We start from the raw sequence: 25,926 nt of genomic DNA, 5'->3' as shown, positions 1-25,926 counted from the left end.
CAAACCCCTGCGTCCAACCTCCGGTCGCGCTCCATTCACTCTCCATCCAAAGGACCCCGGATGCTTGAACTTGTCGCCGCTTTCATCTGCCTCACCACCCTCCTGACCTTCGTCAATTTCCGCTTTATCGGCCTGCCGCCGACCATCGGCGTGATGGTTACCGCCCTGCTGTTCTCACTGCTCCTGCAAGGCCTCAGCGTCCTCGGTTTTCCCGGCCTCGAAGACCGCGTGCAGCAACTGATCGGCCAGATCGATTTCGGCGATCTGCTGATGAACTGGATGCTCTCGTTCCTGCTGTTCGCCGGCGCCCTGCACGTCAACCTCAATGATTTGCGCAGCTACCGCTGGCCGATCGGCCTGCTGGCGACCTTCGGTGTGTTGATCGCCACCGTGGTGATCGGCAGCCTGGCCTTCTACATTTTTGCCCTGTTCGGCTGGCATGTGAGTTTCCTCTACTGCCTGTTGTTCGGCGCGCTGATCTCACCGACCGACCCGATTGCCGTGCTCGGCGTGTTGCGTACCGCCAACGCTTCGAAGCCACTGAAAACCACCATCGTCGGCGAATCACTGTTCAACGACGGCACGGCGGTGGTGGTCTTCACCGTGCTGCTGGGCATCGCGCAACTGGGCGAAACCCCGACCGTCAGCGCCACGGCCATGCTCTTCGTCCATGAGGCGATTGGTGGTGTGTTGTTCGGCGGACTGATTGGTTATCTGGTCTATCGGATGATCAAAAGCGTCGAGCAGCACCAGATCACCGTGATGCTGACGCTGGCCCTGGTGATCGGCGGTTCGGCGATGTCCACCGAACTGCACGTCTCGGCGCCGATTGCGATGGTGGTGGCCGGTCTGATCATCGGCAACCTCGGGCGCAATCTGGCGATGAACGACATGACCCGGCGCTATCTGGACGGTTTCTGGGAGTTGCTCGATGACATGCTCAACGCGCTGCTGTTTGCGCTGATCGGCATGGAGCTGTTGCTGCTGCCGTTCAACTGGCTGCACATGGCCGCCGCAGGCCTGCTGGCGGTGGCGATTCTGCTGTCGCGCCTGCTTACCGTGGCGCCGGCGATCCTGCTGCTGCGGCGCTGGCGCTCAGTGCCGGCCGGCACCATCCGCATCCTGACCTGGGGCGGTTTGCGCGGCGGTGTTTCGGTGGCACTGGCGCTGGCCCTGCCGCTGGGCCCGGAACGCGACCTGCTGCTGAGCATCACCTACATCGTCGTGCTGTCGTCGATCCTGCTGCAGGGCCTGACCATCGGCAAACTGGTCAAGCACGCGACGCGCAACGAGCCGGCCAGCGTGGCTGAGCCAGCCCACCACTGATCATTTCTTGATCGACTGCGGATCGGGCTTAACAGCCTGATCCGCAGGTTCCTTCGGCGCACCGCTTTCGCTGCGAATCTGCGCATGGCTGATCAGCGCGAAGATAAAGCTGCCGCCGATGATATTTCCCGCCAGCGTCGGCCCGGCGAACACCGCCCAGAAATCACTCCACGGCAACTCGCCGGCAAACACAAGATAGGACACTTCCGCGGATCCGACGACGATGTGGGTGAAGTCGCCCAGCGCCATGAAGTAGGTGATGAGGATGATGATCCACATCTTCGCGCTCTCCATGGACGGGATCATCCAGACCATGGTGGCGATCATCCAGCCGGAGACGATGCCCTTGGCGAACATCTGACTGGCGCTATGCTCCATGACCTTGCGGCCGATTTCGAGGAAGGCGACGTCGGTCTTGCTGTCGAAAATCGGCAGTTCCAGCATCACGTACGCCACCAGAATCGTCCCGCAGAGGTTGCCGACCAATACCACTGTCCACAGACGGATCAGGCGCAGGAAATTCTTCAGCGTCGGCCTGGTCATCACCGGCAGCACGGCGGTCAGGGTGTTTTCGGTAAACAGTTGCTGGCGCGCGAGGATGACCGCGAGGAAACCGGCGCAGTAGCCGAAACTGGCGATCACCTTGAATTCGTCGCCGTCGGGCAGGCGCGAATTGAGCAATCCCATGCCCATCAGCGACAGGCCCATGGTCAACCCTGCCGCCAGCGCCGACCACCACAGCGCGGCAATGCTGCGCTCCAGTTCCTGGTCGCCCTGAGTGCGGATGATTTCATGCAGAACGGCCGCGCGCGGCGGCTGGCTCTTCTCGACTTCGTGCTGCTCCTTGGCCGAGAGGTCGGGGGTCTTGTCGCTGGTGGGGGTGGTCATGGCGTGGCAACCGGTGGGGGGGGGATGTAGCTACGACCGTTGCGCTTCATGGCTGTTCAGTGGCCAGGCGAATCTCCGCTGAATTGGCAACCGCTTTCGCGAGCAGGCTCGCTCCCACAAGGATCACGCTGTACCTGTGGGAGCGAGCCTGCTCGCGAAGAATGCGCCGTCGATCTTATTGAACGGCCTCGTCATCCTTGAACTGGTCTTTCACGTATTTGATCTCGGTCCGCCCGTGCGGCGCCGGCAGGCCGTCTTCGCCGAGGTTGACGAACACCATCTTCTCGACGGTCAGGATGCTCTTGCGGGTGATCTTGTTGCGCACTTCGCAGGTCAGGGTGATCGAGGTGCGGCCGAATTCGGTGGCGGTGATGCCCAGTTCGATGATGTCGCCCTGGCGCGAGGCGCTGACGAAGTTGATTTCCGAGATGTACTTGGTCACCACACGCTGGTTGCCCAGTTGCACGATGGCGTAGATCGCGGCTTCTTCGTCGATCCAGCGCAGCAGGCTGCCGCCGAACAGGGTGCCGTTGGGGTTGAGGTCTTCGGGTTTTACCCATTTGCGGGTGTGGAAATTCATGTTCACTCCTGAGCGCTTGCCGAAAGATGCGCCCATCTTGGCAGACTGATCAGTCAGGCTCCAGGCAGCTGCGACTATGGTCGCCATTGGCGATCTTCATCCAGCCGACAGAAACCCTTTGGAAGATCAGCCCGGGCGGCTATAATCGCCCCCGTTTCAAAAAACGGTAACGTTCACTGGCTACCGTTTTCCCGCCACCTGTCCGAGGGGCGCTGCAGCAGGTTAGACCTGTCAGGCTCGGATGGGGCGTTGACCGGCTCACGCCGGACACTAAACGCACAACGGCGCCCATTCGCATACATTACGAATGGAGGCTCTTCATGAGCGCTGTCAACACGCCTGCCGATTTTACCGATTACAAAGTTGCCGACATGTCCCTGGCTGCCTGGGGCCGTCGCGAAACCATCATCGCCGAATCGGAAATGCCTGCCCTGATGGGTCTGCGCCGCAAATACGCTGCCGAGCAGCCGCTCAAGGGCGCGAAAATCCTCGGCTGCATCCACATGACCATTCAGACCGCCGTGCTGATCGAAACCCTGGTTGCCCTGGGTGCCGAAGTACGCTGGTCGTCCTGCAACATTTTCTCTACTCAGGATCAGGCCGCTGCCGCAATCGCTGCTGCCGGTATTCCGGTGTTCGCCTGGAAAGGCGAGACTGAAGAAGAGTACGAGTGGTGCCTGGAGCAGACCATCCTCAAGGATGGCCAGCCATGGGACGCCAACATGATCCTCGACGACGGCGGCGACCTCACCGAGCTGCTGCACAAGAAATACCCGCAAGTGCTCGATCGCGTTCACGGCGTAACCGAAGAAACCACCACTGGCGTACACCGTCTGCTGGACATGCTGGCAAAGGGCGAGCTGAAGATCCCGGCGATCAACGTCAACGACTCGGTGACCAAGTCCAAGAACGACAACAAGTACGGCTGCCGTCACAGCCTGAACGATGCGATCAAGCGCGGCACCGACCACCTGCTGTCCGGCAAGCAAGCGCTGGTCATCGGTTACGGTGACGTGGGCAAGGGCTCGGCTCAGTCGCTGCGTCAGGAAGGCATGATCGTTAAAGTCTCCGAAGTTGACCCGATCTGCGCCATGCAAGCCTGCATGGACGGTTTCGAACTGGTGTCGCCGTTCATCGACGGTATCAACGACGGTTCCGAAGCAAGCATCGACAAAGCGCTGCTGGGCAAGATCGACCTGATCGTGACCACCACCGGTAACGTCAATGTTTGCGACGCGAACATGCTCAAAGCCCTGAAGAAGCGCGCCGTTGTCTGCAACATCGGTCACTTCGACAACGAAATCGACACCGCTTTCATGCGCAAGAACTGGGCATGGGAAGAGGTGAAGCCACAGGTGCACAAGGTTCACCGCACCGGCGCTGGCAGCTTCGATCCACAGAACGACGACTACCTGATCCTGCTGGCCGAAGGCCGTCTGGTGAACCTGGGCAACGCCACCGGTCACCCGAGCCGCATCATGGACGGTTCGTTCGCCAACCAGGTTCTGGCACAGATCTTCCTGTTCGGCCAGAAATACGCCGACCTGTCGCCAGCGCAGAAAGCCGAGCGTCTGACCGTTGAAGTGCTGCCGAAGAAACTCGACGAAGAAGTGGCCCTGGAAATGGTTCGCGGCTTCGGCGGCGTGGTCACCCAACTGACCAAGCAACAGGCTGACTACATCGGCGTCACCGTCGAAGGCCCGTTCAAGCCGCACGCCTATCGCTACTAACAGGCGCTGAAAGCTCGCTCTCCCTGTGGGAGCGAGCTTGCTCGCGAAGGCGATTGATCATTCAACATCACGGTTGTCTGACCCAGCGCTTTCGCGAGCAGGCTCGCTCCCACACGGGATTGCAGCGCCTCGAAGGTACTTGTTTACAAGGGTATGACCATGTCCCAAGACCGTCGCTACAGCTTCGAGTTTTTCCCGACCAAGACCGATGCCGGGCAAGAAAAGCTGCTCGCCACTGCCCGTCAGTTGGCCACCTACAACCCTGATTTCTTTTCCTGCACCTACGGCGCTGGCGGTTCGACCCGTGATCGCACGCTCAACACCGTGTTACAGCTGGAAAGCGAAGTCAAAGTACCCGCCGCTCCGCACCTGTCGTGCGTCGGTGACAGCAAGGACGACCTGCGCGGCCTGCTGAACGAATACAAGGCTGCCGGCATCAAGCGCATCGTTGCCCTGCGTGGCGACCTGCCGTCCGGCATGGGCATGACCAGCGGTGAGCTGCGTCACGCCAATGAACTGGTGGAATTCATTCGTGAAGAAACCGCCGATCATTTCCACATCGAAGTCGCCGCTTACCCGGAAATGCATCCGCAAGCGCGCAACTACGAAGACGATCTCGCCAACTTCGTGCGCAAGGCAAAGGCCGGTGCCGACAGCGCGATTACCCAGTACTTCTTCAACGCCGACAGCTACTTCTACTTCGTCGACCGTTTGCAGGCGCTGGGCGTGGATCTGCCGATCGTGCCGGGGATCATGCCGATCACCAACTACAGCAAACTCGCGCGCTTCTCCGATGCCTGCGGTGCGGAAATCCCGCGCTGGATCCGCAAGCAACTGGAAGCCTACGGCGACGACACGCGAAGCATTCAAAGCTTCGGCGAACAAGTCGTCAGCGAAATGTGCGAACGCCTGCTGCAGGGCGGCGCACCGGGGCTGCACTTCTACTCGATGAACCAGGCCGAACCTAGCCTGGCCATCTGGAACAACCTGAAGCTGCCGCGCTGAAGGTTTTCCATGCGATAAAAAAGGCCCTCACCGGGCCTTTTCACTAAAAAGCACAAATGGAATGTTGTCGTCGATGATCTGCGCGCAAACAAAAACACGCCCTCAACTGGTCTATCTGGTTTTCGGTGCCGAGACTTACCATCAGGAAGCTGTTTTCAGCATCGCCAGTGCTCTGGCGTGGTTGCGCGAGACACCGGATGCCGCGATCGATATCCAGGTCTTCAGCGACAATCCGCAACCCTACGAGCATCTCCCCGTACGCATTCGCCCGCTGGACGCCGAAACGCGCCAGAAATGGAGCGAACCCCACGGTTATCATTTCCGGATCAAACATGTCGCGTTGCGCTCGGTACTTGAAGAGCATGAAACGGCGCTGTTGATCGACACCGATACATTTTTCCACTGCTCGCCGCTGAAACTGTTCGAGCGGGTGCAGCCCGGCACCCTGCTGTGCAATGACTACTACGCTCGCTATGGCGACAACAAGATGAGCCTGCTCTACCGCACGCTGTCGGCCACACTGCTGGACAAAGGCCTGACTGACGATCACATGCGCCTGCTCAACTCCGGCGTCATCGGCCTGCATCGGCAGGATGCCCACGTGCTCGACCGCTCCATCGCTTTGATTGATGAGCTGTTCCCGTCGGCACAGGGCGCCTACACCCTCGAAGAGTTCTGCCTGTCAGTGGCCGCCTACCGCACGCTCGACGTCAACAAGTGCCCGGATCTGATTCACCATTACTGGAGCCGCAAGCACCTGTTCAGGGCCAAGGTTCAGGCCTGGGTCGCCAAACATGGCGACAACCCGACCGGCGAGGCTGCACTGGACGACACCCGACGTGTATCACCGCAACTGCCGCGACCGCCGCGCCTGCAACGGATGTTCTACAAGCTCATCACGCTGCTGCTGCCGGCACATCTGCGTCAGTTCATGCGCGAAATCCTTTACGGCTGCTATGAACATCCCAACGAGTTCGATCAGGCGTGTGCAGCGGTCTGGTGGGACAAGGCGCTGGAAAACCAGCAGCAACGCATTGGCAAGCCGGTTTGCAGGCACTTGCTCAGGGACTGGTTCAGTCGCGGCCTGGTCAAGCGGATCCTTGGTTCGCGTCACGCGAAGGTCCACCAACACCTGCTGAAAACCGCAAGTAAATAAGGCCATCACGGCCATTGCGCCCGGGGTCTGCGCGAAACATGCATGCCAGAGCTTCTCATCAGGCGTTTCGCGTACTAACCTCAGGCCATGCCCCTTATTGCCCAACTGCTGAGCGTTATTCTTTTGACTTGCCTGAGCGTCGCCGCTCGGGGGGAGAAGTTGCGTATTGTCACCGAGCCGTGGGCGCCGTACGTCTACGAACAGGGTGGCAAAAACCTTGGTCTTGACTACGAAACCACCGCCATCGTGTTCCAGCGTCTGGGCATTGAAGTGGAATGGCAGTTCCTGCCGTGGAAGCGCTGCCTGTCGATGCTCGAGACCGGCCAGGCCGACGGTGCGCTGGACATCTTTCACAGCGCCGAACGCGACGCCACCCTGCTCTATCCCAGCGAACCGTTGTCCGATGTCGAATTCGTGATGTTCTACGCCAACGACCGGCCGCATCCATTCAACACCCTCGAACAACTCAAAGGCCTGACCATCGGCACCTCGCCGGGTTATCTGTACAGCCCTGATTTCAGCCAGTCGCAGCTGTTTACCCGAGAGCCGGCACCGACCCATGAAGCCAATTTCGGCAAACTGGTGCGCGGACGCATCGACCTGCTGATAACCGATCGCCGCGTCGGTCAGCATTTGCTCGATGAGCTGAATATTCGCGATCTGATCACGGAAAACCCGACGGTTATCAGCCGTCAGAGCCAGTTTCTTGCGGTTCGGCGCAATGCCGGCATGGATTTGCTGGTGCAGCGTTTCGGTGCCGAGCTCAAGCGTTTCAAGCGTGAACCGGCCTACGCCGAGCTCAGCGCGCGCTATGGTGCCGCACCTGTTGAGGGCGCACCAATGCGCCCGGCCACGGCCGGCGGCAAAACCGTTGAGCAGCAGGAAAGCAGCGCGCAGTGATTGCTCTGTTATACTCCGGCGTTCCCGCCAGGCTCACGCCCGGACGCCCGGAACCGTAACAGGCCTCTCGACCCGCTACAGCGCAGCTTCCAGCCCGCGCGAGCGCTCCTGACGTGCCTTCGGAACCGCCGCTGGACCGGACGGGATTGCGTCCTCTTAAACGTGATTCGCGCCAGGCAAGACTCCCATTGGGCCAAGCCCTAACTAAAACAGGATTACTCATGTCCTTTGCTTCCCTCGGTCTCTCCGAGGCTTTAGTCCGTGCCATCGAAGATGCGGGCTATACCGAGCCTACTCCGGTGCAACAGCGGGCCATTCCCGCCGTGTTGCAAGGTCGCGACCTGATGGTGGCGGCTCAGACAGGTACCGGTAAAACCGGCGGTTTCGCCCTCCCGATTCTGGAGCGGTTGTTCCCCAACGGTCACCCGGACAAATCCCAGCGTCACGGCCCGCGCCAACCGCGCGTGCTGGTCCTGACCCCGACCCGCGAACTCGCGGCCCAGGTGCACGAGAGCTTCAAGATCTACGCCCGTGACCTGAAATTCGTCAGCGCCTGCATCTTCGGCGGCGTCGGCATGAACCCGCAGGTCCAGGCCATGTCCCGTGGCGTCGACGTCCTCGTCGCCTGCCCGGGTCGCTTGCTCGACCTCGCCGGCCAGGGCAGCGTCGATCTGTCCCACGTGGAAATTCTCGTTCTCGACGAAGCCGACCGCATGCTCGACATGGGTTTTGTCCACGACGTGAAGAAAGTCCTCGCACGTCTGCCGGCCAAGCGTCAGAACCTGCTGTTCTCGGCGACTTTCTCCAAAGACATCACCGACCTCGCGGGCAAACTGCTGCACAACCCGGAACGCATCGAAGTGACGCCGCCGAACACCACGGTCGAGCGCATCGAACAACGCGTGTTCCGCCTGCCGGCCAGCCACAAACGTGCGCTGCTGGCGCACCTGATCACCGCCGGCGCGTGGGAACAGGTGCTGGTCTTCACCCGCACCAAGCACGGCGCCAACCGTCTCGCTGAATACCTGGACAAACACGGCCTGCCGGCGGTGGCGATCCACGGTAACAAGAGCCAGAACGCCCGCACCAAAGCCCTGGCCGACTTCAAGGCCGGCGAAGTACGCATTCTGGTTGCCACCGACATCGCTGCCCGTGGCCTGGACATCGATCAGTTGCCGCATGTGGTCAACTTCGAGCTGCCGAACGTCGATGAAGACTACGTACACCGTATCGGCCGTACCGGCCGCGCCGGTCGTTCGGGCGAGGCGATCTCGCTGGTCGCGCCGGACGAAGAAAAACTGCTGAAAAGCATCGAGCGCATGACCAAGCAGAAGATTGCCGACGGCGATCTGATGGGCTTCGACTCCAGCACCATCGAAGCCGAGAAGCCGGAAGCCCGCGAGCGTCCGGACATCCGCAACCCGCGCAATTCCCGTGGCCCGCGTGGCGACGGCCCGAATGGCGGCGGCGGTGGTGGTGGTCGCAAGGACAAAGGCAAAGACAAGGGCAAGGGCAAGGAAAAACCGGCCGGTGAACGTGGCGAGCGCCCTGCCCGTCAGCAGAAACCGCGCGAAGGCACCCCGAGCCGCGAACAGCGCCCGAGCCAGACACCGCGTGCAGCGGCTGACCGTGCCCCGGACGAATTCCTCGACGACGATATCGATAACTTCGGTAACCGCGTTGACTACGTGCCGAAGGCCGCTCCTGCCGGTGGCCGTGGCCGTCGTCCGGGCGCACCGGCGCAAGGCGCGGGCGCACCACGCGGTGGCCAGCCTCAGGGTCGTCAGAACGGTCCGCGCAACAGCAACGGCTCGAGCACCGGCACGCCACCAGCCAAACGCAGCGGCCCGCGCAATGGCGCTCCGCGTGACGGTCAGGGTCGTCGCGAAGAATCCGCGCCGCGCAATCGCCGCCCGGCCCGTGACGATCAGCCTCGCAGCGAACCGGCCGTGCAGAATCCGCGCAGCAACGGTCCGAAGATCATGCACAAGGAATCGAAAGCCGACCGCTTCCCGACGCCTGAGCAGCTCGATCAACTGCCAAGCCGCCCGCGTGGCGAGAAACCAGCACTGCTGACCCGCAATCGCTGAGTTTCAAACCGCATAAAAAATGCCCCGACTCGAAAGAGCCGGGGCATTTTTTTGACTTGTGAAAATCGCAAGATCACTCAAATCCCTGTGGGAGCGAGCTTGCTCGCGAAAGCGGTGTGTCATTCAACAAATCAAGTAATTGACCTGACGCCTTCGCGAGCAAGCTCGCTCCCACAGGTTTTTCAGTGACGCGAAGTGATGTATCAGACAATAAAAAACGCCCCCGGCCTTGCGACCGGGGGCGTTTTCATGTGGCGGCGAAATTTATTTCGCTTTCACACCTTCGAACGAAACATACAGCTCGACCGCATCGGACTTCGGACCGAGGTCTTTCTGCTTGCCGAAATCGGAACGCTTGATGGTGGTGGTGCCTTCGAAGCCGGCACGGTAGCCGCCCCATGGATCCTTGCCTTCGCCCAGGAAGGTGGCCTTGACGACAACCGGCTTGGTTACGCCCAGCAGGGTCAGGTCGCCGGTCACGTCAGCGGTGTTGGCACCGGTGGACTTGACGCTGGTGGATACGAAAGTAGCCTTGCCGAACTTGCTGGCGTTGAGGAAATCAGCGCTGGCGATGTGCTTGTCGCGCTCGGCGTGGTTGGTGAACACGCTGGCAGTGTTGACGTTGAACTCGATCTTGCTGTCTTCAGGCTTGGCAGCGTCGAAGCTGAACTTGCCGTCGATGTCCTTGAAGGTACCGGTGATGTAGCTGTAGCCCAGGTGGCTGATCTTGAAGTCGACGAAGGCGTGCTGGCCTTCCTTGTCTACTACGTAGTCAGCAGCCATTACGTTGGCGGACAGCACGGCAGAACCGATTGCCAGAGCGGCCAGAGTCTTTTTCAACATGCTTTCTTTTCCTTTGAGTCGAGGTTGAATTTCAGGCTTTGCGACCGAGCATTCGAGTGAGGGTCGCATCACGATCGATAAAGTGGTGCTTCAATGCTGCCAACGCATGGAGACCGGAAAAAATTACCAGTGCCCACGCCAGCCAGAGATGAATCACCCCAGCGGTATCTGCCTGATCCGGTAGTCCGGAGAGCAGTGCAGGGACTTCAAACAGGCCAAACACCGGGATCCCGACACCGTCTGCGGTGGAAATCAGGTAACCGGCAATCATCACAGCGAACAGCGCCAGATACAGAAACCCGTGGCCGAACTTGGCGCCGATACGGGTCATGCGGCTGTAGCTTTGCAGCGTTGGCGGCGGCGGGCTGATGAAACGCCACACCACCCGCAACACCATCACCGCGAGCAGCACCAGACCGATGCTCTTGTGCAGATCCGGCGCGTCTTTGCGCCAGGTGCTGTAGTAATCCAGCCCGACCATCCACAGACCCAGCGCAAACAGCCCGAAGACCGCCAGCGCCACGCCCCAGTGCATGAAGATGCTGACCCAACCATAGCGCGAAGAAGAGTTACGTAGCTGCATTGCCCAAATCCTGTGAGAACTGCGAACCAAGACTAGCGAGTTATCTATCGAATTAAAGCGGAAAATTTTGCTTTGAAATATCGAGAAATACGATCAAGAGTCTGCAAGCGAGGTGTTAAGGAAGGATTAAAGGCGATCTCAGGATAGGGCGCTTGAACAAATGAACGGTTTTGATATCGGGCGCCTGCGCAAACCCAAGCAAAAGTGGCTGAGGAAACTGCCGAACGGGACAGAGTTCTTCAAGTGGGAGTTTTAACTGACCAGCCATTCATGGCCGATCAGTTATGAAGTACCGCCGGCGGTTGCAGGCATTCGGCACTGTAGGGGTCTATGTGGCACTTGTGCGCCAGTTCAGAACCATAGCCGCCGGGGAAAAATTGCCCGTTGCTACATCCGGAAAGTGCAATCAAAACCAGTATCGCGATAAGCGTTTTCATAGCATGCCCCCAATTTTTTCCAGCATAAAATTGGCGCGCTGGCAGCCGCTATCACCTCATTCCGAGCATCTTGTGGGAAGGCTCCGGTACGCCGGTAAGTCCCGTAACCGGATGACGAAGGACTGAACCGCAGGGCAAAAAAAACGCGACCCGAGGGCCGCGTTTTCATGTGAACAAAGCCTTACTGCGCCTTGGTCTCGGTCGTTGCAGCAGGCTTGGCCGCCGGCTTCTTCGCCGGTTCAGCTTTTTTCGCCGCCGGTTTGGCCGCCGGCTTTTTCGTTTCGGTTTTGGCCGCAGGCTTCTTCGCCGCTGGCTTGGCCGCTGCTTTTTTCGCCGGCTCGGCTTTCACCGGGGCCGCTGGTTTCGGTGCTTCCACCGGCGCTGGCGCAGGGGTCGGTGCAGGCGCTGGAGCGGCCGGAGCAGGTGCTGGCTCTGGCGCTTTCGCAGGCTCAGGCTTTTTCTCGTCATCCGAACCGCCGAACAGGTTGCTGAAGAAGTTGCCCTTCTTCGCCGCCACCGCACCCGCCGCGCCTGCCGCTGCTGCAGCCGGAACCACTTTGGCTGGCTCGAACGATTTGCCGGCCGCCAGATCTTCAACCTGGCTGGCCGCGCGCTGGCCGGTGCGCAGTGCGCCTTCCAGGGTGCCCGGGTACAAGGTGTCGGTGTGCTCGCCGGCGAACGCTACGCGTTGCAGCGGACGTTCCCACAGGCGCCAGAACTTGCTGATCTGCCCCGGGCCGTAAGCCAGGTAGGCGCCGCCCATCGACGGGTCGGTGCTGTAGCGGCGGATTTCATAACCGGTGAACGAGCCACGGGCCTGTGGATAAAACGCGTGCAGACGGATCAGCACCTGATCGACCATCTGCTTGTCGCCGAACGCCTGCATCACACGGGCGTTATCGCCGGACAGGTTGATCACCACATTGGCGCCGCCCTTCAGCGCCGGCTCGATCCAGAGCATGCCTAAACCTGCGTTGCTGTAGATCTCGCCGGACATGCGCGATTTGCTTTCCCACACGGGCGTCTTGAACTTCAGCATGATCTGGTCGCGCCAACCGTAGTTGGTGCCCTTGATCGCCGCCAGATGCTGAGCATCCAGCGCCGGGGTCAGGGCGATCTTGTTCAGTGCGCGCAACGGCACCGCCAGCACCACGTAGTCAGCCTGATAGCCGACGCTGCCAACTTTGACGGTCACGCCGTCCTTGTCCTGGATGATCGCCGAGACCGGCGAGTTGGTCTTGATGGTTTTGATCTGTTTGACGAAGGCCTGGGCCAGGACCTGGCTGCCGCCGACCAGACGCGAGGCGCGCAGGTCGCGGTCGGAAACGCCGCGATAGACGCGGTTCTGCTGAGCGAAATACAGCAGCGACAGACGCGAAGGCTCGTCGTAGTGGGTGCGAATGTCCTGGTTGATCAGCTGACGCGCGGTGGCCGGCAGGTTCTGCTTGTCGAGCCAGCTCGATACGGTGATCTGGTCCAGCGCATGCAAAGTGGCGGTCGCCGCCGGGTTCTGCGGGTCGTCGATCGAGCGCGCCAGATCGTCGAGGGTCTTCTGGTAGCGCTTGAGCGCATCGGCGGTGGCTGGCTGCTTGGTGGCCAGATCAGCGGCGGAGAAATAATCGCCGTCGATCAGATAACCCGGCGTACGCACGAATTCCGGTGCCGACGTGGTGCCGAGCTTGAAGGTCGACACGTACTTGTTCAGCACCGGCTGAGTCTTGTCGTTGCCGATCCACTCGCTGGTGGCCATGCCCGAGCGCCCGCCCAGACTCGGTTTGGCTTCCAGCAGGGTGACCTGCCAGCCTTTGTTCTGCAGTTCGTAAGCAGCGGTCAGACCCGACAGGCCGCCGCCGATCACGATTGCGGTTTTATCCTTGGCCAGCGCCGTAACGCTGAACAGCCCCAACATCACCAGCGCACAGGCGCGCAGCCAACCGACAGACATTCAGCGAACTCCGGAAAAACATGTGGGAAAAAGCAGTTTTGCGAGTCAGACGACTCAAAGAACCGCGAAGAATACGTTAGCCATCAAAACGCCGCCAGCGACGTCTATCGGCTCAGACAAAGTAGCTCAATCGACACAATGGGTTGTTCCCGCGCGATGCATTGCATAGGCTTGCGCGATTGTTCGCCCGCGCCTGACGCGAGCCGCCTCGAGGAGACTGTAAATGGGCCTGAATAACCAGTGGATGCGACGCGATCTTGCGGTGTTGTGGCATCCCTGCACCCAGATGAAAGACCACGAACAGCTGCCGCTGATCCCGATCAAGCGCGGCGAAGGCGTCTGGCTCGAAGACTTCGAAGGCAAGCGCTACCTCGACGCGGTCAGCTCGTGGTGGGTCAACGTGTTCGGCCACGCCAACCCGCGTATCAACCAGCGCATCAAGGATCAGGTCGATCAACTCGAACACGTGATTCTTGCCGGTTTCAGCCATCAACCGGTGATCGAGCTGTCCGAGCGTCTGGTGAAGATGACCCCGGAAGGCTTGAACCGGGTGTTCTACGCCGATAACGGTTCGTCGTGCATCGAAGTCGCGCTGAAGATGAGCTTTCATTACTGGCTCAATCGCGGCCAGCCAAACAAGAAGCGCTTCGTCACCCTGACCAACAGCTACCACGGCGAAACCATGGCGGCGATGGCGGTCGGCGATGTGCCGCTGTTCACCGAGACCTACAAAGCCCTGTTGATGGACACCATCAAAGTGCCGAGCCCGGATTGCTATCTGCGCCCGCAAGGCATGAGCTGGGAGGAACACTCACGCAACATGTTCGCCGCCATGGAACAGACGCTGGCAGAGAATCATGACAGCGTCGCGGCAGTAATCGTTGAGCCGCTGATTCAGGGCGCCGGCGGCATGCGCATGTATCACCCGGTGTACCTCAAGCTGTTGCGCGAGGCCTGCGACCGCTATGGCGTGCACCTGATCCACGATGAAATCGCCGTCGGCTTCGGCCGCACCGGGACGATGTTCGCCTGCGAACAGGCCGGCATCCGCCCGGATTTCCTCTGCCTGTCGAAAGCCCTCACCGGCGGCTACCTGCCGCTGGCGGCGTGCCTGACCACCGACGAGGTCTACAGCGCCTTCTACGACGACTACCCGACCCTGCGCGCCTTCCTGCACTCGCACAGCTACACCGGCAACCCGCTGGCCTGCGCTGCGGCACTGGCGACGCTGGACATCTTTGAGCAGGACAACGTCATCGAGAACAACCAGGCGCTCGCTCAGCGCATGGCCTCGGCGACGGCGCATCTGGTCGATCACCCTAACGTGTCGGAAGTGCGCCAGACCGGCATGGTCCTGGCGATCGAGATGGTCAAGGATAAAGCCACGAAAGAGGCCTACCCTTGGCAGGAGCGTCGTGGCTTGAAGGTGTTCCAGCATGCGCTGGAGCGCGGTGCGTTGTTGCGGCCACTGGGCAGCGTGGTGTATTTCCTGCCGCCGTATGTGATCACCCCGGAGCAGATCGACTTCCTGGCCGAAGTGGCCAGTGAAGGTATTGATATTGCGACGCGTGACAGCGTCAGTGTTGCGGTGCCGAAAGACTTCCATCCGGGATTCCGCGACCCGGGCTAACCGTAATTTCTCGTTCCCACGCGCAGCAAAGGAATGCAGCCCGGGACGCTCCGCGTCCCAAAGCGGACGCAGAGCGTCCATTGAGGCATTCCCACGCAGAGCGTGGGAACGATCTAATCTGAGAGACCCGAAATGAGACTGTCCCGCTTCTTTATCGACGCCCCGCTGAGCACTGGCGAACACGAACTGCCGGAGGCCCAGGCGCATTACATCAGCCGCGTGTTGCGCATGGCCGAAGGCGATGCGGTGCAGTTGTTCGACGGTTCCGGCCATGAATTTCGCGGGTCCTTGGTGGACGTCGGCAAGAAACGCGTGGTTGTACAAATCGACGAGCAATTCGCCGGACAGGTCGAATCGCCGCTGCAGATCCACCTCGGCCAGGGCCTGTCCCGGGGCGAGCGGATGGACTGGGCGATTCAGAAAGCCACTGAACTGGGCGTGACGCAAATCACCCCGATCTTCAGCGAACGCTGCGAAGTGCGGCTCAAGGACGAACGCGCCGACAAGCGCTTGCTGCACTGGCGCCAAGTGGCGATCAGCGCCTGCGAACAGTGCGGGCGTTCACGGGTGCCGGTGATTCATCCACCAGTGTTGCTGGCGGACTGGATCAAGCAGACCGAAGCCGAATTGAAACTGGTGCTGCACCCGGTCGCAGAACCGCTGGTGAGTCATGCCAAACCGGCGACGCTGGCGTTTCTGATCGGACCGGAAGGTGGCCTGACGGATGGCGAAGTCGAGCAGGCCAAAGGCAACGGCTTCCACGCCGCCCGCCTCGGCCCACGGGTGCTGCGCACCGAGACCGCGCCGGTGGTGGCGCTGGCGGTAGCCCAGCAACTTTGGGGTGATTTCTAAACCTTTTTGCCGGACTGATCGTTCCCACGCTCTGCGTGGGAATGCAGCCCGGGACGCTCCGCGTCCCGAACAGCGTGACGCAGAGCGTCACAGGAGGCGTTACCACGCAGAGCGTGGGAACGATCAGTCAGCCGGGCTACAGGACGTAAAACAGAATCGCGACAAAATGCAGCAAGCTCCCGGCAATCACGAACAGATGCCAGATGCCATGGGCATGCCGCAGCCGGTGATCGAGGGCAAAAAAGATAATCCCCACCGTATACAACACCCCGCCCGATGCCAGCCAGGCAAACCCGGCCGTGCCCAGCGCGGCGATCAGCGGTTTGACCGCAACCAGCACGATCCAGCCCATCACCGCGTAAATCACGATCGACAGAATCCGTGCCTCGGAGCGCGGTTTGATCTCTTGCAGGATGCCGATCAGCGCCAGCCCCCAGACAATCCCGAACAGCGTCCAGCCCCACGGCCCGCGTAACGTCACCAGGCAGAACGGCGTGTAGCTGCCGGCGATCAGCAGGTAGATCGAGAAATGATCGACCTTCTTCATGATCGCTTTCTTGCGCCCGCGCACGCTGTGGTACACGGTCGAGGCGCTGTAGAGCACCAGCAAGGTGAAGGCGTAGATCGCCACGCTGACGATCTTCCAAGGACTGCCGTCGAGGCTGGCAATCACCAGCATCCATACGCCGCCGATAAACGCGGCGATGGCTCCGACCAGATGGGTCCAGGCGTTGAGTTTTTCCCCGTGATACATGTGTCGCATACCTCGTAGTCACTACCGCAAGCGCGCAAGGCTCGGGCCTTGAGCGTAAAAGCGCAATGTTTCTGTTCAACCTCGCCTGCGCGGCCCGCAGGAATTGGGCACAATCGGCCGATACCAAAAAGAGTCCGCGCCATGCTGATCGACGAAGAATTGACCCTGAAAAAACTCGAGGTGTTCCTCGCCTTCATGCGCACCGGCAACCTCGCCCGCGCTGCCGCCGAACTGCAGACCAGCAACGTCAGCGTGCACCGCGCCATTCACTCTTTGGAAAATGCCCTGCGCTGCCCGCTGTTCAAACACGAAGGGCGCAACCTGACGCCGCTGGAAAGCGCTTATGTGCTGGAAGAACGTGCGCAGAAGCTGATCAACGACGTCGTCGACAGCGTGCGTCTGACCCGCGAAGCCGCCGGGTTCTCCGCCGAGCGTTTCAAGCTCGGCTCGCTGTATTCGCTGACGGTGAAGACCGTGCCGCAGCTGATCATGGGCCTGAAGATCCGCCGCAGCGAACTCAACATCGACCTGATCCTCGGCTCGAACATCGACCTGCTCTACAAGCTGAAAAACATGGAAGTCGACGCGATTCTGGTGTCGCTGGACGACAGCATCAACGATCCGGATTGCGAGCAGATTGCGCTGTTTTCCGACGACATCTTCCTCGCCACCCCGGCCGATTCAAAATTCGCTCAGCGCAGTGAAGTCGATCTGGCGGAAGTGCGTGATGAAACCTTCATCACCCTGACCCAGGGCTTCGCCACCCATCAGGACGGTGTGCGGGTGTTCAAGCAAGCGGGATTCGAGCCGAAGGTGGCAATGCAGGTCAATGACATCTTCACCCTGCTGAGCATGGTCAGCTCAGGGGTGGGGTACGCCTTGTTGCCGGGGCGGATTGCGGCGGTGTACGAGAATCGGGTGAAGCTGATTCCGTTGCAGGAGAAGTACCGGTTGCAGCAGCACATTGGCGTGGTGTTTCTCAAGGCCAAGGAGCGTGATCCGAATCTGCTGGCGTTGCTGGCGGAGTGTCGGATGTATGCCAATCGCCAGGCCAGCTCATGATCGTTCCCACGCTCTGCGTGGGAACGATCAATGTCAGCTCTGCGTCCGCTTTGGGACGCGGAGCGTCCCGGGCTGCATTCCCACGCAGAGCGTGGGAACGATCAATGTCAGCTCGGTCAGCCCATCAACCCGCGCATCGCCAGAAACAGCAGCGAAGGCCCCAGCAGACATCCAAGCGCGGTGTAGAACGCCGCCGTCAGGCAACCGTACGGCACCAGCTTCGGATCGGTGGCCGCCAAGCCTCCGGCAACACCGCTGGAGGTGCCCATCAAACCACCGAAAATCACCGCGCTGCGCGGGTTGTTCAGGCCGATCATCGGTGCCACGAACGGTGTCATCACCATCACCAGAATCGCCTTGATCAGCCCCGCCGCAATCGACAGCGCCATCACCTCGGAACTGGCGCCGATCGCCGCGCCGGTCACCGGGCCGACGATGTAAGTCACGGCACCGGCGCCAATGGTGGTCAGGCTCACCGCATCGGTGTAGCCGAACGCCATCGCCACGCCGACGCCGGCGACGAACGAGGTGCCAACGCCGACAAACAGCGCCAGCACACCGACGAGTCCGGCGCGTTTGAGCTCATCGACACTCACTCCAAACGCCGTCGCCACAATCGCGAAATCCCGCAGCATCGCACCGCCGAGCAGGCCGATGCCGGACAGCAGCGGAATATCCACCACGCCTTTTTGCCCACCGGTGAGTGCGCCGCCGATATACGACAGCACCAGCCCGAGCAGAATCGCAATCGCTGAACCGTGCAAACGGCCCTTGGTGAAGGTGTTGGACATCCAGTAGGACACCCACATGGTCAGGCCGACAATCAAAAAGCCGCTGATCAGACCGTAGCCGGTGATCACTTTCATCATCGATTCGTACATGGCGATCACCCCGCAGTCTTGGCAGGAGCAATCGGCGTCTCTTGCTTGTTGCCCATGCGCGTCAGCACCGGCACCAGAGCAAAGGCGATCACTACGGCGAGGGTGCCGGCAAGAATCGCCATCGGCCCGCCCTTCAGCGCACCGTAGACATTCTGCTGCGCGGCCATGGCGACCACGATGGGAATGTAGATCGCGCTCCAGAACTCGACGCCCTGCTCGGTCTTGCCCTTGAGCCAGCCGCTCTTGTAGAGATAGCTGCCCAGGCCGATCAACAGCAGCATCGCAATACCGACACCGCCGACGTTGGCCGGCACGCCGATCAGCTTGCCGAGCAATTCACCGACCCAGATACCGACCAGCGTGCAAAAGGCGAGAAACGCCACACCGTAAATAATCATTGTTGTAGTCCTCAAAGTGCATCGTCGAATGTTGTTTTTGTTGTTCGAAGCTTGAGTCGCGGCGGTTTTAGAGTTGGCGGCCACCCTCCTCGCGCAACAGCGCTTGCAGGGTATCGAGGCGGGCACTGTCGAAGGCAGTGACGGTGCCCTGCTCGAACACCCGGCGCGCCAGCCCGGTCAGCACCGCACCGGGCGGCAGTTCGATCTGTAGACGCACGCCGCGCTCGTAGGCGCTTTGCACGGTGCCGCGCCAGTCCACCACGCGGCACATGTTGAAAGCGAGGTCATCGCGCAGCGCTTCGACTTTGGCAACAGGCCTTGCGCGACTGCCGCTCAGATAAGCGATTTTCGGGTTCTTCAGTTCAACCTTGGCGAAGGCCTCGGCAAGCGCCTGCGCCGGTTTTTCCAGCAACGGGCAGTGCGACGGCACGCTCACCGCCAGCCGCTTCGCCACTCCGGCGCCGCGACTGCGCGCCAGTTCGGCCACTGCTTGCATGGCCTTGTCGCAGCCGGCGATGACCACTTGGTTATCGGCGTTGATATTGGCCAGATACACCGGCGCATCTTCGCTGTGCACCTGGGCCAGCAGGGTTTCGACTGTGGACAACTGCAAGCCGATGATCGCGGTCATGCCGTAGCCCTGTGGATAAGCCTGTTGCATCAGCTCACCGCGCAGACTGACCAGATGCAGCGCATCGCTGAAACTCAAGGCTCCCGCCACCACTGCCGCCGGGTAGGCGCCGATGGACAGGCCGGCGACGTAATTCGCGCTCAGTTCATCCAGCAATAACTGCCGCGAAGCAGCGACACCGGCGATCAGCAGGCACAACTGAACCGCTCGTGTCGTGCGCAATGCTTCGGCTGAATCCAGCAGCGCAACATCTTCGCCGAGTACATCACTGGCCTCGACCAGCGTTTCCCTTGGCAAACGCTGGAGCATGCCCGCTTGCTGCGCGCCCTGGCCGGGAAACACCAACAGGCTGCTCACGCTGCCTGCTCCTGCGGGTGCCACGGATTCGTCACCAATGCAGCCTGATGCGCATTTTTCAGCAGCACTCGGGCCGAACCGCTGGCCCATTCCCGCAAGGCCACAGCGCCGAATGGGGTCTGCAATTGCATGTCGACCCGGCACACAGCCTGATCGAAAAGCTCCACGAGTTTGCATGCCTGATTGCGCGTGATCATCTGCGGCGCACGCAGAATCAGATCGAGATCACTGCCCGCGTGCATCGCTGCAAAACCACTGGCCAATTCAAACCCGACACTGCCGCTGACACCCCAGACCCAACCGCAGTCATCGAGTATCGGCCGCAGTTGTTGGAGCCCCTGCATCACCGGCAGATCTCGTTCGCATTCAACATGACGAAGGGCCTCGGGACTGACCCGACAGGCAATCGAATCCAGCGGCATAAACGTCGCCAGCCGCTGCTCGCGCAACACACCACGAACGCCGACCGCGACCAGACCTTCCTCGCTCAAGGCTCGGCGTACCACCACCGGTTGCCCGGCCGCCAGCGCCGCGATCGCCCACGCCGGCGCATCCGCCGGCAACTGCGCCGGGGTCATGCCCCAGAGCAGATCGTGGGCCAGGGGCAGGTTCACCACTGCGCCCTCAGCAATTCGCGGACTTTGCTGGAGGCGGCACGATTGCTCGCACCAAGTCGCCCTTTCAAATCAGTGCTGGTCACATCGCTGATCGCTTGCTTCAGGCACTCAGTCACGCGCGTCAGATCTTCCTCTGTCGGCTGTTCAATCTGCTGCACCGAGAGGGTTTCCCAGAGCAGACCAAGGCTGGCGTAGCTGTCGATGTCATAGGCCATCGGCGGCACGCTGGCGGCCAGCGCCTCCAGTTCCTCGACACTGCGCAAGGTGACCCGCGCCGCCGAGGCTTTGCCCATTGCGTGGACCATCACGCCGGGATCGCGCAAAGCAATCAGGCGATTGGCCTGATAACCGTGGGCGAGAAATGCACCCGACATGGCCTTGCCCACCAGCAGCGCAATCACCGGATGCCCGGCCAGACGCGCACGGGCATAACTGTCCGCCGCGCCGGCCAGCGCCTGATGAATGCCGAGGGCTTCTTCGCGGCGGCCATACGCCTGGCTCGGCACATCGACGATGGCGATGATCGGGCGCTTCTGTGCGTTGTCGCGGTCGGCGCTGATCGCGTCATCCACAGCCTTGGCCAGACCCCAGCCTTCGAGCAGACCGACCTCGCCATTGCGGGCGCGAGGAAAACGATTGTCCGGGTCGGCGACCACGGCGATAAACCTGCCGAGCTCAGCGTCGGCGACTTTCAACGACGGCGGCAAACCTTCGACGACACTGGCGCCAGCGCTGAGCGCATTGAACCAGTGCAAACCGCGCAATGAATAACCGCTCATGAGCGCTCTCCTTGATACAGATCGCGAACCACCGACGGTTCGATTTGCAGGTCAGTGTTCAGCTTGCCGAGGCGTTGCAGGAACCACTCGGCGCGTTGACTGCGCGGCTGTGCCGGCAGGCCTTGCTGGAGCAGTTGGCCGACCTGCTGACGAATCTGCGCCACGTCATCGCCGACATAACGGTCCACCAGTCCGGTGTTGAAACGCTGTTCGCCGCCGGTCAGGCTCCAGATGAAGGGCCGGTCACGGGAGTCGTATTCCTCGATCCCGGCTTCCTGCTCGATCACTTGCGGGCCGTTCAGACCGAGGCGTGCTTCCTGGGTCACCAGCAAATAACTGCACAGCGCAGCAGCAATCGACATGCCGCCGAAGCAACCGACGCTGCCGGCGACCACGCCGACCACCGGTTGGTATTGCTGCAAATCCACAATCGCCGCGTGAATATCGGCAATTGCCGCCAGCCCTAGATTGGCTTCCTGCAAGCGCACGCCGCCGGTTTCCAGCAGCAATACGGTGCGGGTGGGGATGCCGTTGCGGTTGTCATCAGCGGCCAGTTCCAGCGCACCGGCAATCTTCGCCCCGCCGACTTCACCAAGGCTGCCGCCCTGAAACGCACCTTCAACCGCCGCGATGACCACCGGCAACCCGTCGAGGCTGCCCTTGGCGATGATCACCCCGTCGTCGGCTTGCGGCACCACACCTTGGCGCTCAAGCCATGGCGACATGACCCGTTGAAACGGATCGAGCAGTTCGCGAAAGGTCCCGGCATCGAGCAAGGCTTGCGCCCGCTGCCGCGCGCCGAGTTCGACGAAGCTGTGTTTGTTGAGCAACGCTGCGCTGTCAGTCATGGCCGATCTCCTCGAAACCCTGTTCCAGACGCAAGCGCACCACCCCCGGCGTCGCGCCGAAATCGTGGATGTCGATGGCCATCGCCGGCGGCGTAGTGCCGTCGAACATCCGCGCAAACAGGTGCTGCCAGCGCTGCTGCGCGCCGTTGACCGAGGTCTGCACGTTGATCGTCAGTTTGCCGGCCAGACCCGGTTCGATCAGCACTTCCAGATCACCCGAGCCGACACAACCGACCAGCGCACGCCCGCGTGGCGGCTGCCCGGCGGGGAATTCAAACGATAGGTTTTCCATCAAAACGCTCCCTGAGAGATGCCGTCGCGCTCGATACGATCGAGCAGCAATGTGGCGGCGAGCAGGTCGGCGGCGCCACCGGGCGAGGCATTCAACGCGATGAGTTGTTGATCCAATTCGTACAGGCGACGACGACCGCTGAGGCTGGCGCTGCCACCGGCATCGAGCACCGCTTGCGCGCCGGCCTGCATGGCGTGCAGGCCCGGTTCCCCGGCGCGGTAGAGCACGCAGGTGTCGGCCAGCTCGGTCATGATCGCCAGCAATGCATCGAGCCGGGCGTTCTGTTCGCCGTGGCCGTTGGCGCGGCTTTTCTGCAGTTGCGGCAGGCCCCGTTGCAGCACGGACGGAAAGCCCAGTTGCGCTTCCTCGCGAGCACCGCGTGCGCCGTAACGCTGGGCGACTTGTGCGCCGTGGCTGAGTGGTTTCGGCGCGTAGCGGTCGTCGAGCAGTGCCAGGCGGGCGGCGCACAGGGCGATGGATTTCGGTTGCAGCGCGGCGGCCGTCACCAACAGTCCCAACGCCCAGATCGCGCCGCGATGGGTGTTGACGCCGTTGGTGGTCACGAGCATCGCTTGCTCGCCCTCGCGACCGATGCGGCCAATCGCTTCGCGTAACGGCACACCGACTTCGCCGATCTCCAGCGCCGCCTCGGCCATTTCCTTGAATGCCGGCCACAAGGCCAACGCCGACGCGTGCATCAGGCCCAGGTGCAGATCGGTGTGTGCGCCATTGCCGCGACGGTCGACCAGCGCCGGTTTCGGCGACAGATCGGCTTCGTCGATCAGCGCGTCCACCGCCAGATCGGCCAAGCGGTCAGCCAGAGAAAGCGGTTTCGCTTGCAGGTTGAATGCGTGCATTACCAGCTCCTGAATTTGGCGGGCGGGTTGTACAGGCCGCCGGACCACTCGACCAGATCGGCGACGCTTTTCGCTGCGAGCAATTCGCGGGTGGCGTCGGTGCGGCGGATGCCGAGGTCTTCGGGCAAGGCGATCAGGCCTTCGCGGCGCATGCGTTCGGTGTCTTTCGGGTTGTGCCGCAGGCCGATGGCGGTAACCCCGGCAACCGCTGCGATCATCGCCTGGCGCTCTTCCAGCGAGCGCGCCTTGTACAGGTAGGCGATGCCTTCTTCGGTGAGCAGGTGGGTAACGTCGTCGCCGTAGATCATGATCGGCGCCAGCGGCATGCCGCTTTTCTTCGCCACTTCCACGGCGTCGAGGGTTTCGACGAAGGTCGGTTTGCCGCCCTCCTGGAAGGTCTCGACCATTTGCACCACGAGTTTCTTGCCGCGTTCGAGCATCGGTTGCGGCCCATCGGCGTGGCGCATGTCCAGCCACGCCGGAGTGCCGTGACGGCGGCCGCGCGGGTCGTGGCCCATGTTCGGCGCACCACCGAAACCGGCGAGACGGCCCCGAGTCACCGTCGAGGAATGGCCGTCGCCATCGACCTGCAATGTCGCGCCGATAAACAGATCCACCGCGTATTGCCCGGCCAGTTGGCAGACCATGCGGTTGGAACGCAGCGAGCCGTCGCGGCCGGTGAAGAACACATCGGGCCGAGCGGCGATGTAGTTTTCCATGCCCAGTTCGGTACCGAAGCAATGCACGCTCTCGACCCAGCCGCTTTCGATCGCCGGGATCAGCGTCGGGTGCGGATTGAGCGTCCAGTTGCGGCAGATCTTGCCCTTCAGCCCGAGGGATTCGCCGTAGGTCGGCAGGATCAGTTCGATGGCGGCGGTGTTGAAACCGATGCCGTGGTTGAGCGACTGCACGTTGTGTTTTTCGTAGATCCCGCGAATCGCCATCATCGCCATCAGCACGTGCACAGGCTTGATGTGGCGTGGGTCGCGGGTGAACAGAGGTTCGATGTAGAACGGCTTGTCGGCGACCACGACGAAATCGACCCATGAAGCGGGAATGTCCACGCGCGGCAGTTCGCTGACGTCGTCGACCAACTGGTTGACCTGAACGATAACGATGCCGTCGCTGAACGCCGCCGGTTCGATCAGTGCCGGCGTGTCTTCGGTGCTCGGGCCGGTGTAGATGTTGCCGGCGCGGTCGGCCATGAAACCGGCCGAGAGCACAACGTTGGGGATCAGGTCCACGACGAGGCGGGCGTAGAGTTCGATGTACGTGTGAATGGCGCCGACTTCGAGCAAGCCATCTTCGAGCAACTGGCTGATGCGCAGGCTCTGGGTGCCGGCGAAGGAGAAATCGAGCTTGCGGGCGATGCCGCGTTCGAACAGATCAAGGTGCTCGGAGCGGCCGACGCTGGGCATGATCATGTGCAGATCGTGGAGCTTGGCCGGGTCGGCCTTGGCCAGTGAACGCGAGAGGAAATCCGCCTGCTTCTGGTTGTTGCCTTCCAGTACCACACGGTCGCCGGGATGGATCAGCGCTTCGAGCGCGGCGACGATGTTGTCACTGGGCAACACCGCGCCATCGGCGAGCCCGCGCACCTTGTCGAGCCGGCGCTGCTTCTCGTCACGCCGCCGCGTCCAGCGCGAGTCGGGGGAAATTGTTGTTGTCATGCTCACTCCACGGGTTCGCTGTCGTGGAGCCAAGTTAGGCGTGTGTGGTGAGGGCATCAATCAAGCTGGGTGGTGAATCATTACGCTGAGCGTAACGTTCAAAAGCTACCCTCACCCTAGCCCTCTCCCGGAGGGAGAGGGGACTGATTGGGGGATGCTTGGGAATGACTCTGACCTGAACCCGTTGTAGTGAATCCATAATCGACTCGGTCATTCAGGTCGATGTAGGACGCGAGACACCTCGGTCGGCTCCCTCTCCCTCTGGGAGAGGGCTGGGGTGAGGGGCTTTCAGTCGGTTGGCACCATTTTGTCCAGCACGCGGTTCACCGCCATCTCCGCCACCATGACAATCTGCGCGATGCCCTGCAGGGTCTTGCGCTGTGAGCCGTCCACCGAGGCGGCGTGGTTGTGCAACATGACTGTCGCCGAACCCAGGGTTTCACAGGCGTCGGCCAGCAAGGATTCGGTGTCGGCTTCGGGATTGGCCATGTACAGCGTGTTGGGGGTGTACGGCGGGGCCATGAAGTCGGCGGTCGGAGGGCCGAGGTAATGGTCGAGGGCACGCTCGGCGGCTTCGTGGAATTTCTTTGAGTCGGGGGATTGGTAGGGCGATGCCGGGTCTTTGGTCGGCGGGTTTGGCGTTACTTTGAACATGAGCTGTGTTCCCGTTGTTGAGCGCCAACCCCTTGGCTACTAAACGAAAGGGAGGCGACTGTACGCAGGTTAGTAGACCGGGGAACTCAGCTTAAGCCGGCGCGCCGAAGCGCCCTACGTACAGCCACCATCAAGCTCAGATGCGGAACACCTGTGATGAA

Annotated in this window: 25 protein-coding genes and 1 riboswitch; of the genes, 9 read left to right on the top strand and 16 right to left on the bottom strand. The window is 61.4% G+C overall.

Annotation, left to right across the window (positions count from 1 at the left end):
- Nucleotides 1-60: 60 nt before the first annotated feature.
- On the top strand, nucleotides 61-1,326 hold the full coding sequence (locus AAEZ10_RS23800) for a cation:proton antiporter (RefSeq protein WP_024014630.1): 1,266 nt from the start codon (nucleotides 61-63) through the stop codon (nucleotides 1,324-1,326).
- Here AAEZ10_RS23800 and AAEZ10_RS23795 read toward each other — a convergent pair whose 3' ends face one another.
- Together AAEZ10_RS23795 and AAEZ10_RS23790 are read right to left on the bottom strand one after the other, a co-directional pair.
- The gene (locus AAEZ10_RS23795) at nucleotides 1,327-2,214 is read right to left on the bottom strand and encodes a formate/nitrite transporter family protein (protein WP_073471057.1); all 888 of its coding nucleotides are present in this window, start codon (nucleotides 2,212-2,214) and stop codon (nucleotides 1,327-1,329) included. It lies immediately after the preceding gene.
- Nucleotides 2,215-2,389: 175 nt separating this feature from the next.
- Complete coding sequence (locus AAEZ10_RS23790; RefSeq protein WP_016772772.1) at nucleotides 2,390-2,794, bottom strand: acyl-CoA thioesterase; 405 nt, start codon at nucleotides 2,792-2,794, stop codon at nucleotides 2,390-2,392.
- A 198-nt stretch (nucleotides 2,795-2,992) separates the two neighbouring features.
- Nucleotides 2,993-3,091: riboswitch (S-adenosyl-L-homocysteine riboswitch) on the top strand.
- Nucleotides 3,092-3,114: 23 nt separating this feature from the next.
- On the opposite strand from AAEZ10_RS23790, the gene ahcY reads away from it, so the two are divergent.
- From ahcY to rhlE2, 5 genes are all read left to right on the top strand, one after another.
- Complete coding sequence (ahcY, locus tag AAEZ10_RS23785; RefSeq protein WP_016772771.1) at nucleotides 3,115-4,524, top strand: adenosylhomocysteinase; 1,410 nt, start codon at nucleotides 3,115-3,117, stop codon at nucleotides 4,522-4,524.
- A 159-nt stretch (nucleotides 4,525-4,683) separates the two neighbouring features.
- The gene (gene metF, locus AAEZ10_RS23780) at nucleotides 4,684-5,529 is read left to right on the top strand and encodes a methylenetetrahydrofolate reductase [NAD(P)H] (protein WP_056786871.1); all 846 of its coding nucleotides are present in this window, start codon (nucleotides 4,684-4,686) and stop codon (nucleotides 5,527-5,529) included.
- Between the two features lie 73 nt (nucleotides 5,530-5,602).
- Nucleotides 5,603-6,685, top strand: coding sequence for a hypothetical protein (locus tag AAEZ10_RS23775; protein WP_350571247.1), 1,083 nt, complete (start codon nucleotides 5,603-5,605; stop codon nucleotides 6,683-6,685).
- A gap of 87 nt (nucleotides 6,686-6,772) precedes the next feature.
- Complete coding sequence (locus tag AAEZ10_RS23770; protein WP_110644414.1) at nucleotides 6,773-7,585, top strand: substrate-binding periplasmic protein; 813 nt, start codon at nucleotides 6,773-6,775, stop codon at nucleotides 7,583-7,585.
- 221 nt (nucleotides 7,586-7,806) lie between these two features.
- Entirely contained in the window at nucleotides 7,807-9,675 is a 1,869-nt protein-coding gene (gene rhlE2 / locus AAEZ10_RS23765; RefSeq protein ID WP_350571245.1) for an RNA helicase RhlE2, read from the top strand.
- A 264-nt stretch (nucleotides 9,676-9,939) separates the two neighbouring features.
- On the opposite strand, the gene AAEZ10_RS23755 is transcribed toward rhlE2, so the two are convergent.
- The 3 genes from AAEZ10_RS23755 to AAEZ10_RS23745 form a co-directional block, all read right to left on the bottom strand.
- Complete coding sequence (locus AAEZ10_RS23755) at nucleotides 9,940-10,518, bottom strand: YceI family protein (protein ID WP_039757580.1); 579 nt, start codon at nucleotides 10,516-10,518, stop codon at nucleotides 9,940-9,942.
- 31 nt (nucleotides 10,519-10,549) lie between these two features.
- On the bottom strand, nucleotides 10,550-11,101 hold the full coding sequence (locus tag AAEZ10_RS23750) for a cytochrome b (protein WP_073471054.1): 552 nt from the start codon (nucleotides 11,099-11,101) through the stop codon (nucleotides 10,550-10,552).
- A gap of 618 nt (nucleotides 11,102-11,719) precedes the next feature.
- Nucleotides 11,720-13,483 (bottom strand): flavin monoamine oxidase family protein, encoded by a 1,764-nt coding sequence (locus AAEZ10_RS23745; RefSeq protein ID WP_350571242.1) that lies wholly within the window; start codon nucleotides 13,481-13,483, stop codon nucleotides 11,720-11,722.
- A gap of 223 nt (nucleotides 13,484-13,706) precedes the next feature.
- On the opposite strand from AAEZ10_RS23745, the gene AAEZ10_RS23740 reads away from it, so the two are divergent.
- Together AAEZ10_RS23740 and AAEZ10_RS23735 are read left to right on the top strand one after the other, a co-directional pair.
- Nucleotides 13,707-15,113 (top strand): adenosylmethionine--8-amino-7-oxononanoate transaminase, encoded by a 1,407-nt coding sequence (locus AAEZ10_RS23740; protein ID WP_350571240.1) that lies wholly within the window; start codon nucleotides 13,707-13,709, stop codon nucleotides 15,111-15,113.
- 132 nt (nucleotides 15,114-15,245) lie between these two features.
- Complete coding sequence (locus AAEZ10_RS23735) at nucleotides 15,246-15,965, top strand: 16S rRNA (uracil(1498)-N(3))-methyltransferase (protein WP_350571238.1); 720 nt, start codon at nucleotides 15,246-15,248, stop codon at nucleotides 15,963-15,965.
- A 136-nt stretch (nucleotides 15,966-16,101) separates the two neighbouring features.
- Here AAEZ10_RS23735 and trhA read toward each other — a convergent pair whose 3' ends face one another.
- Nucleotides 16,102-16,719, bottom strand: coding sequence for a PAQR family membrane homeostasis protein TrhA (gene trhA / locus AAEZ10_RS23730; protein ID WP_039757573.1), 618 nt, complete (start codon nucleotides 16,717-16,719; stop codon nucleotides 16,102-16,104).
- A gap of 141 nt (nucleotides 16,720-16,860) precedes the next feature.
- On the opposite strand from trhA, the gene AAEZ10_RS23725 reads away from it, so the two are divergent.
- Nucleotides 16,861-17,781 carry a LysR family transcriptional regulator gene (locus AAEZ10_RS23725; protein WP_024014641.1) on the top strand — a complete coding sequence of 307 codons (921 nt, stop codon included), beginning with the start codon at nucleotides 16,861-16,863 and terminating at the stop codon, nucleotides 17,779-17,781.
- 116 nt (nucleotides 17,782-17,897) lie between these two features.
- Here the strand turns inward: AAEZ10_RS23725 and madM are convergent, their stop codons facing one another.
- From madM to AAEZ10_RS23675, 10 genes are all read right to left on the bottom strand, one after another.
- Nucleotides 17,898-18,662 (bottom strand): malonate transporter subunit MadM, encoded by a 765-nt coding sequence (madM, locus tag AAEZ10_RS23720; RefSeq protein WP_024014642.1) that lies wholly within the window; start codon nucleotides 18,660-18,662, stop codon nucleotides 17,898-17,900.
- Nucleotides 18,663-18,667: 5 nt separating this feature from the next.
- Entirely contained in the window at nucleotides 18,668-19,060 is a 393-nt protein-coding gene (gene madL, locus AAEZ10_RS23715) for a malonate transporter subunit MadL (RefSeq protein WP_016772756.1), read from the bottom strand.
- Between the two features lie 67 nt (nucleotides 19,061-19,127).
- A complete protein-coding gene (mdcH, locus tag AAEZ10_RS23710) occupies nucleotides 19,128-20,048 on the bottom strand; it encodes a malonate decarboxylase subunit epsilon (protein ID WP_122748372.1) in 921 nt (306 codons plus the stop codon).
- A complete protein-coding gene (locus tag AAEZ10_RS23705) occupies nucleotides 20,045-20,665 on the bottom strand; it encodes a malonate decarboxylase holo-ACP synthase (protein ID WP_071172235.1) in 621 nt (206 codons plus the stop codon). Before AAEZ10_RS23705 ends, mdcH begins: the two co-directional genes overlap by 4 nt.
- Complete coding sequence (gene mdcE, locus AAEZ10_RS23700) at nucleotides 20,659-21,444, bottom strand: biotin-independent malonate decarboxylase subunit gamma (RefSeq protein ID WP_073471048.1); 786 nt, start codon at nucleotides 21,442-21,444, stop codon at nucleotides 20,659-20,661. Before mdcE ends, AAEZ10_RS23705 begins: the two co-directional genes overlap by 7 nt.
- A complete protein-coding gene (locus tag AAEZ10_RS23695) occupies nucleotides 21,441-22,292 on the bottom strand; it encodes a biotin-independent malonate decarboxylase subunit beta (protein ID WP_350571234.1) in 852 nt (283 codons plus the stop codon). Before AAEZ10_RS23695 ends, mdcE begins: the two co-directional genes overlap by 4 nt.
- Entirely contained in the window at nucleotides 22,285-22,584 is a 300-nt protein-coding gene (locus tag AAEZ10_RS23690) for a malonate decarboxylase subunit delta (protein ID WP_039757560.1), read from the bottom strand. Before AAEZ10_RS23690 ends, AAEZ10_RS23695 begins: the two co-directional genes overlap by 8 nt.
- Entirely contained in the window at nucleotides 22,584-23,441 is an 858-nt protein-coding gene (locus AAEZ10_RS23685) for a triphosphoribosyl-dephospho-CoA synthase (RefSeq protein ID WP_350571231.1), read from the bottom strand. Before AAEZ10_RS23685 ends, AAEZ10_RS23690 begins: the two co-directional genes overlap by 1 nt.
- Nucleotides 23,441-25,111: a malonate decarboxylase subunit alpha gene (mdcA, locus tag AAEZ10_RS23680; protein WP_350571229.1), complete on the bottom strand. Its 1,671-nt coding sequence runs from the start codon at nucleotides 25,109-25,111 to the stop codon at nucleotides 23,441-23,443. The genes AAEZ10_RS23685 and mdcA overlap by 1 nt, the downstream gene beginning before the upstream one ends.
- Nucleotides 25,112-25,399: 288 nt before the next feature.
- Nucleotides 25,400-25,765: a DUF6124 family protein gene (locus AAEZ10_RS23675; protein WP_130928257.1), complete on the bottom strand. Its 366-nt coding sequence runs from the start codon at nucleotides 25,763-25,765 to the stop codon at nucleotides 25,400-25,402.
- Between the last annotated feature and the right edge of the window lie 161 nt (nucleotides 25,766-25,926).

The organism is Pseudomonas sp. H26/SER47-MNA-CIBAN-0231 (assembly GCF_040310465.1).
Taxonomy (GTDB): domain Bacteria; phylum Pseudomonadota; class Gammaproteobacteria; order Pseudomonadales; family Pseudomonadaceae; genus Aquipseudomonas; species Aquipseudomonas atacamensis.
Note: the sequence above shows the minus strand (reverse complement) of the source record. Positions and strands in the feature narration are given on the sequence as shown.

Bases quoted from the DNA above. Each gene is read 5' to 3' on its own strand.
- AAEZ10_RS23685 (WP_350571231.1), bottom strand. From the start codon at position 23,441: ATGCACGCATTCAACCTGCAAGCGAAACCGCTTTCTCTGGCTGACCGC.
- mdcE (WP_073471048.1), bottom strand. From the start codon at position 21,444: ATGAGCGGTTATTCATTGCGCGGTTTGCACTGGTTCAATGCGCTCAGC.
- ahcY (WP_016772771.1), top strand. From the start codon at position 3,115: ATGAGCGCTGTCAACACGCCTGCCGATTTTACCGATTACAAAGTTGCC.
- rhlE2 (WP_350571245.1), top strand. From the start codon at position 7,807: ATGTCCTTTGCTTCCCTCGGTCTCTCCGAGGCTTTAGTCCGTGCCATC.
- AAEZ10_RS23755 (WP_039757580.1), bottom strand. From the start codon at position 10,518: ATGTTGAAAAAGACTCTGGCCGCTCTGGCAATCGGTTCTGCCGTGCTG.
- AAEZ10_RS23770 (WP_110644414.1), top strand. From the start codon at position 6,773: ATGCCCCTTATTGCCCAACTGCTGAGCGTTATTCTTTTGACTTGCCTG.
- madL (WP_016772756.1), bottom strand. From the start codon at position 19,060: ATGATTATTTACGGTGTGGCGTTTCTCGCCTTTTGCACGCTGGTCGGT.
- AAEZ10_RS23690 (WP_039757560.1), bottom strand. From the start codon at position 22,584: ATGGAAAACCTATCGTTTGAATTCCCCGCCGGGCAGCCGCCACGCGGG.
- AAEZ10_RS23725 (WP_024014641.1), top strand. From the start codon at position 16,861: ATGCTGATCGACGAAGAATTGACCCTGAAAAAACTCGAGGTGTTCCTC.
- metF (WP_056786871.1), top strand. From the start codon at position 4,684: ATGTCCCAAGACCGTCGCTACAGCTTCGAGTTTTTCCCGACCAAGACC.
- AAEZ10_RS23745 (WP_350571242.1), bottom strand. From the start codon at position 13,483: ATGTCTGTCGGTTGGCTGCGCGCCTGTGCGCTGGTGATGTTGGGGCTG.
- AAEZ10_RS23750 (WP_073471054.1), bottom strand. From the start codon at position 11,101: ATGCAGCTACGTAACTCTTCTTCGCGCTATGGTTGGGTCAGCATCTTC.
- AAEZ10_RS23675 (WP_130928257.1), bottom strand. From the start codon at position 25,765: ATGTTCAAAGTAACGCCAAACCCGCCGACCAAAGACCCGGCATCGCCC.
- AAEZ10_RS23695 (WP_350571234.1), bottom strand. From the start codon at position 22,292: ATGACTGACAGCGCAGCGTTGCTCAACAAACACAGCTTCGTCGAACTC.
- madM (WP_024014642.1), bottom strand. From the start codon at position 18,662: ATGTACGAATCGATGATGAAAGTGATCACCGGCTACGGTCTGATCAGC.
- trhA (WP_039757573.1), bottom strand. From the start codon at position 16,719: ATGTATCACGGGGAAAAACTCAACGCCTGGACCCATCTGGTCGGAGCC.
- AAEZ10_RS23740 (WP_350571240.1), top strand. From the start codon at position 13,707: ATGGGCCTGAATAACCAGTGGATGCGACGCGATCTTGCGGTGTTGTGG.
- mdcA (WP_350571229.1), bottom strand. From the start codon at position 25,111: ATGACAACAACAATTTCCCCCGACTCGCGCTGGACGCGGCGGCGTGAC.
- AAEZ10_RS23775 (WP_350571247.1), top strand. From the start codon at position 5,603: ATGATCTGCGCGCAAACAAAAACACGCCCTCAACTGGTCTATCTGGTT.
- AAEZ10_RS23790 (WP_016772772.1), bottom strand. From the start codon at position 2,794: ATGAATTTCCACACCCGCAAATGGGTAAAACCCGAAGACCTCAACCCC.
- AAEZ10_RS23735 (WP_350571238.1), top strand. From the start codon at position 15,246: ATGAGACTGTCCCGCTTCTTTATCGACGCCCCGCTGAGCACTGGCGAA.
- AAEZ10_RS23795 (WP_073471057.1), bottom strand. From the start codon at position 2,214: ATGACCACCCCCACCAGCGACAAGACCCCCGACCTCTCGGCCAAGGAG.
- AAEZ10_RS23800 (WP_024014630.1), top strand. From the start codon at position 61: ATGCTTGAACTTGTCGCCGCTTTCATCTGCCTCACCACCCTCCTGACC.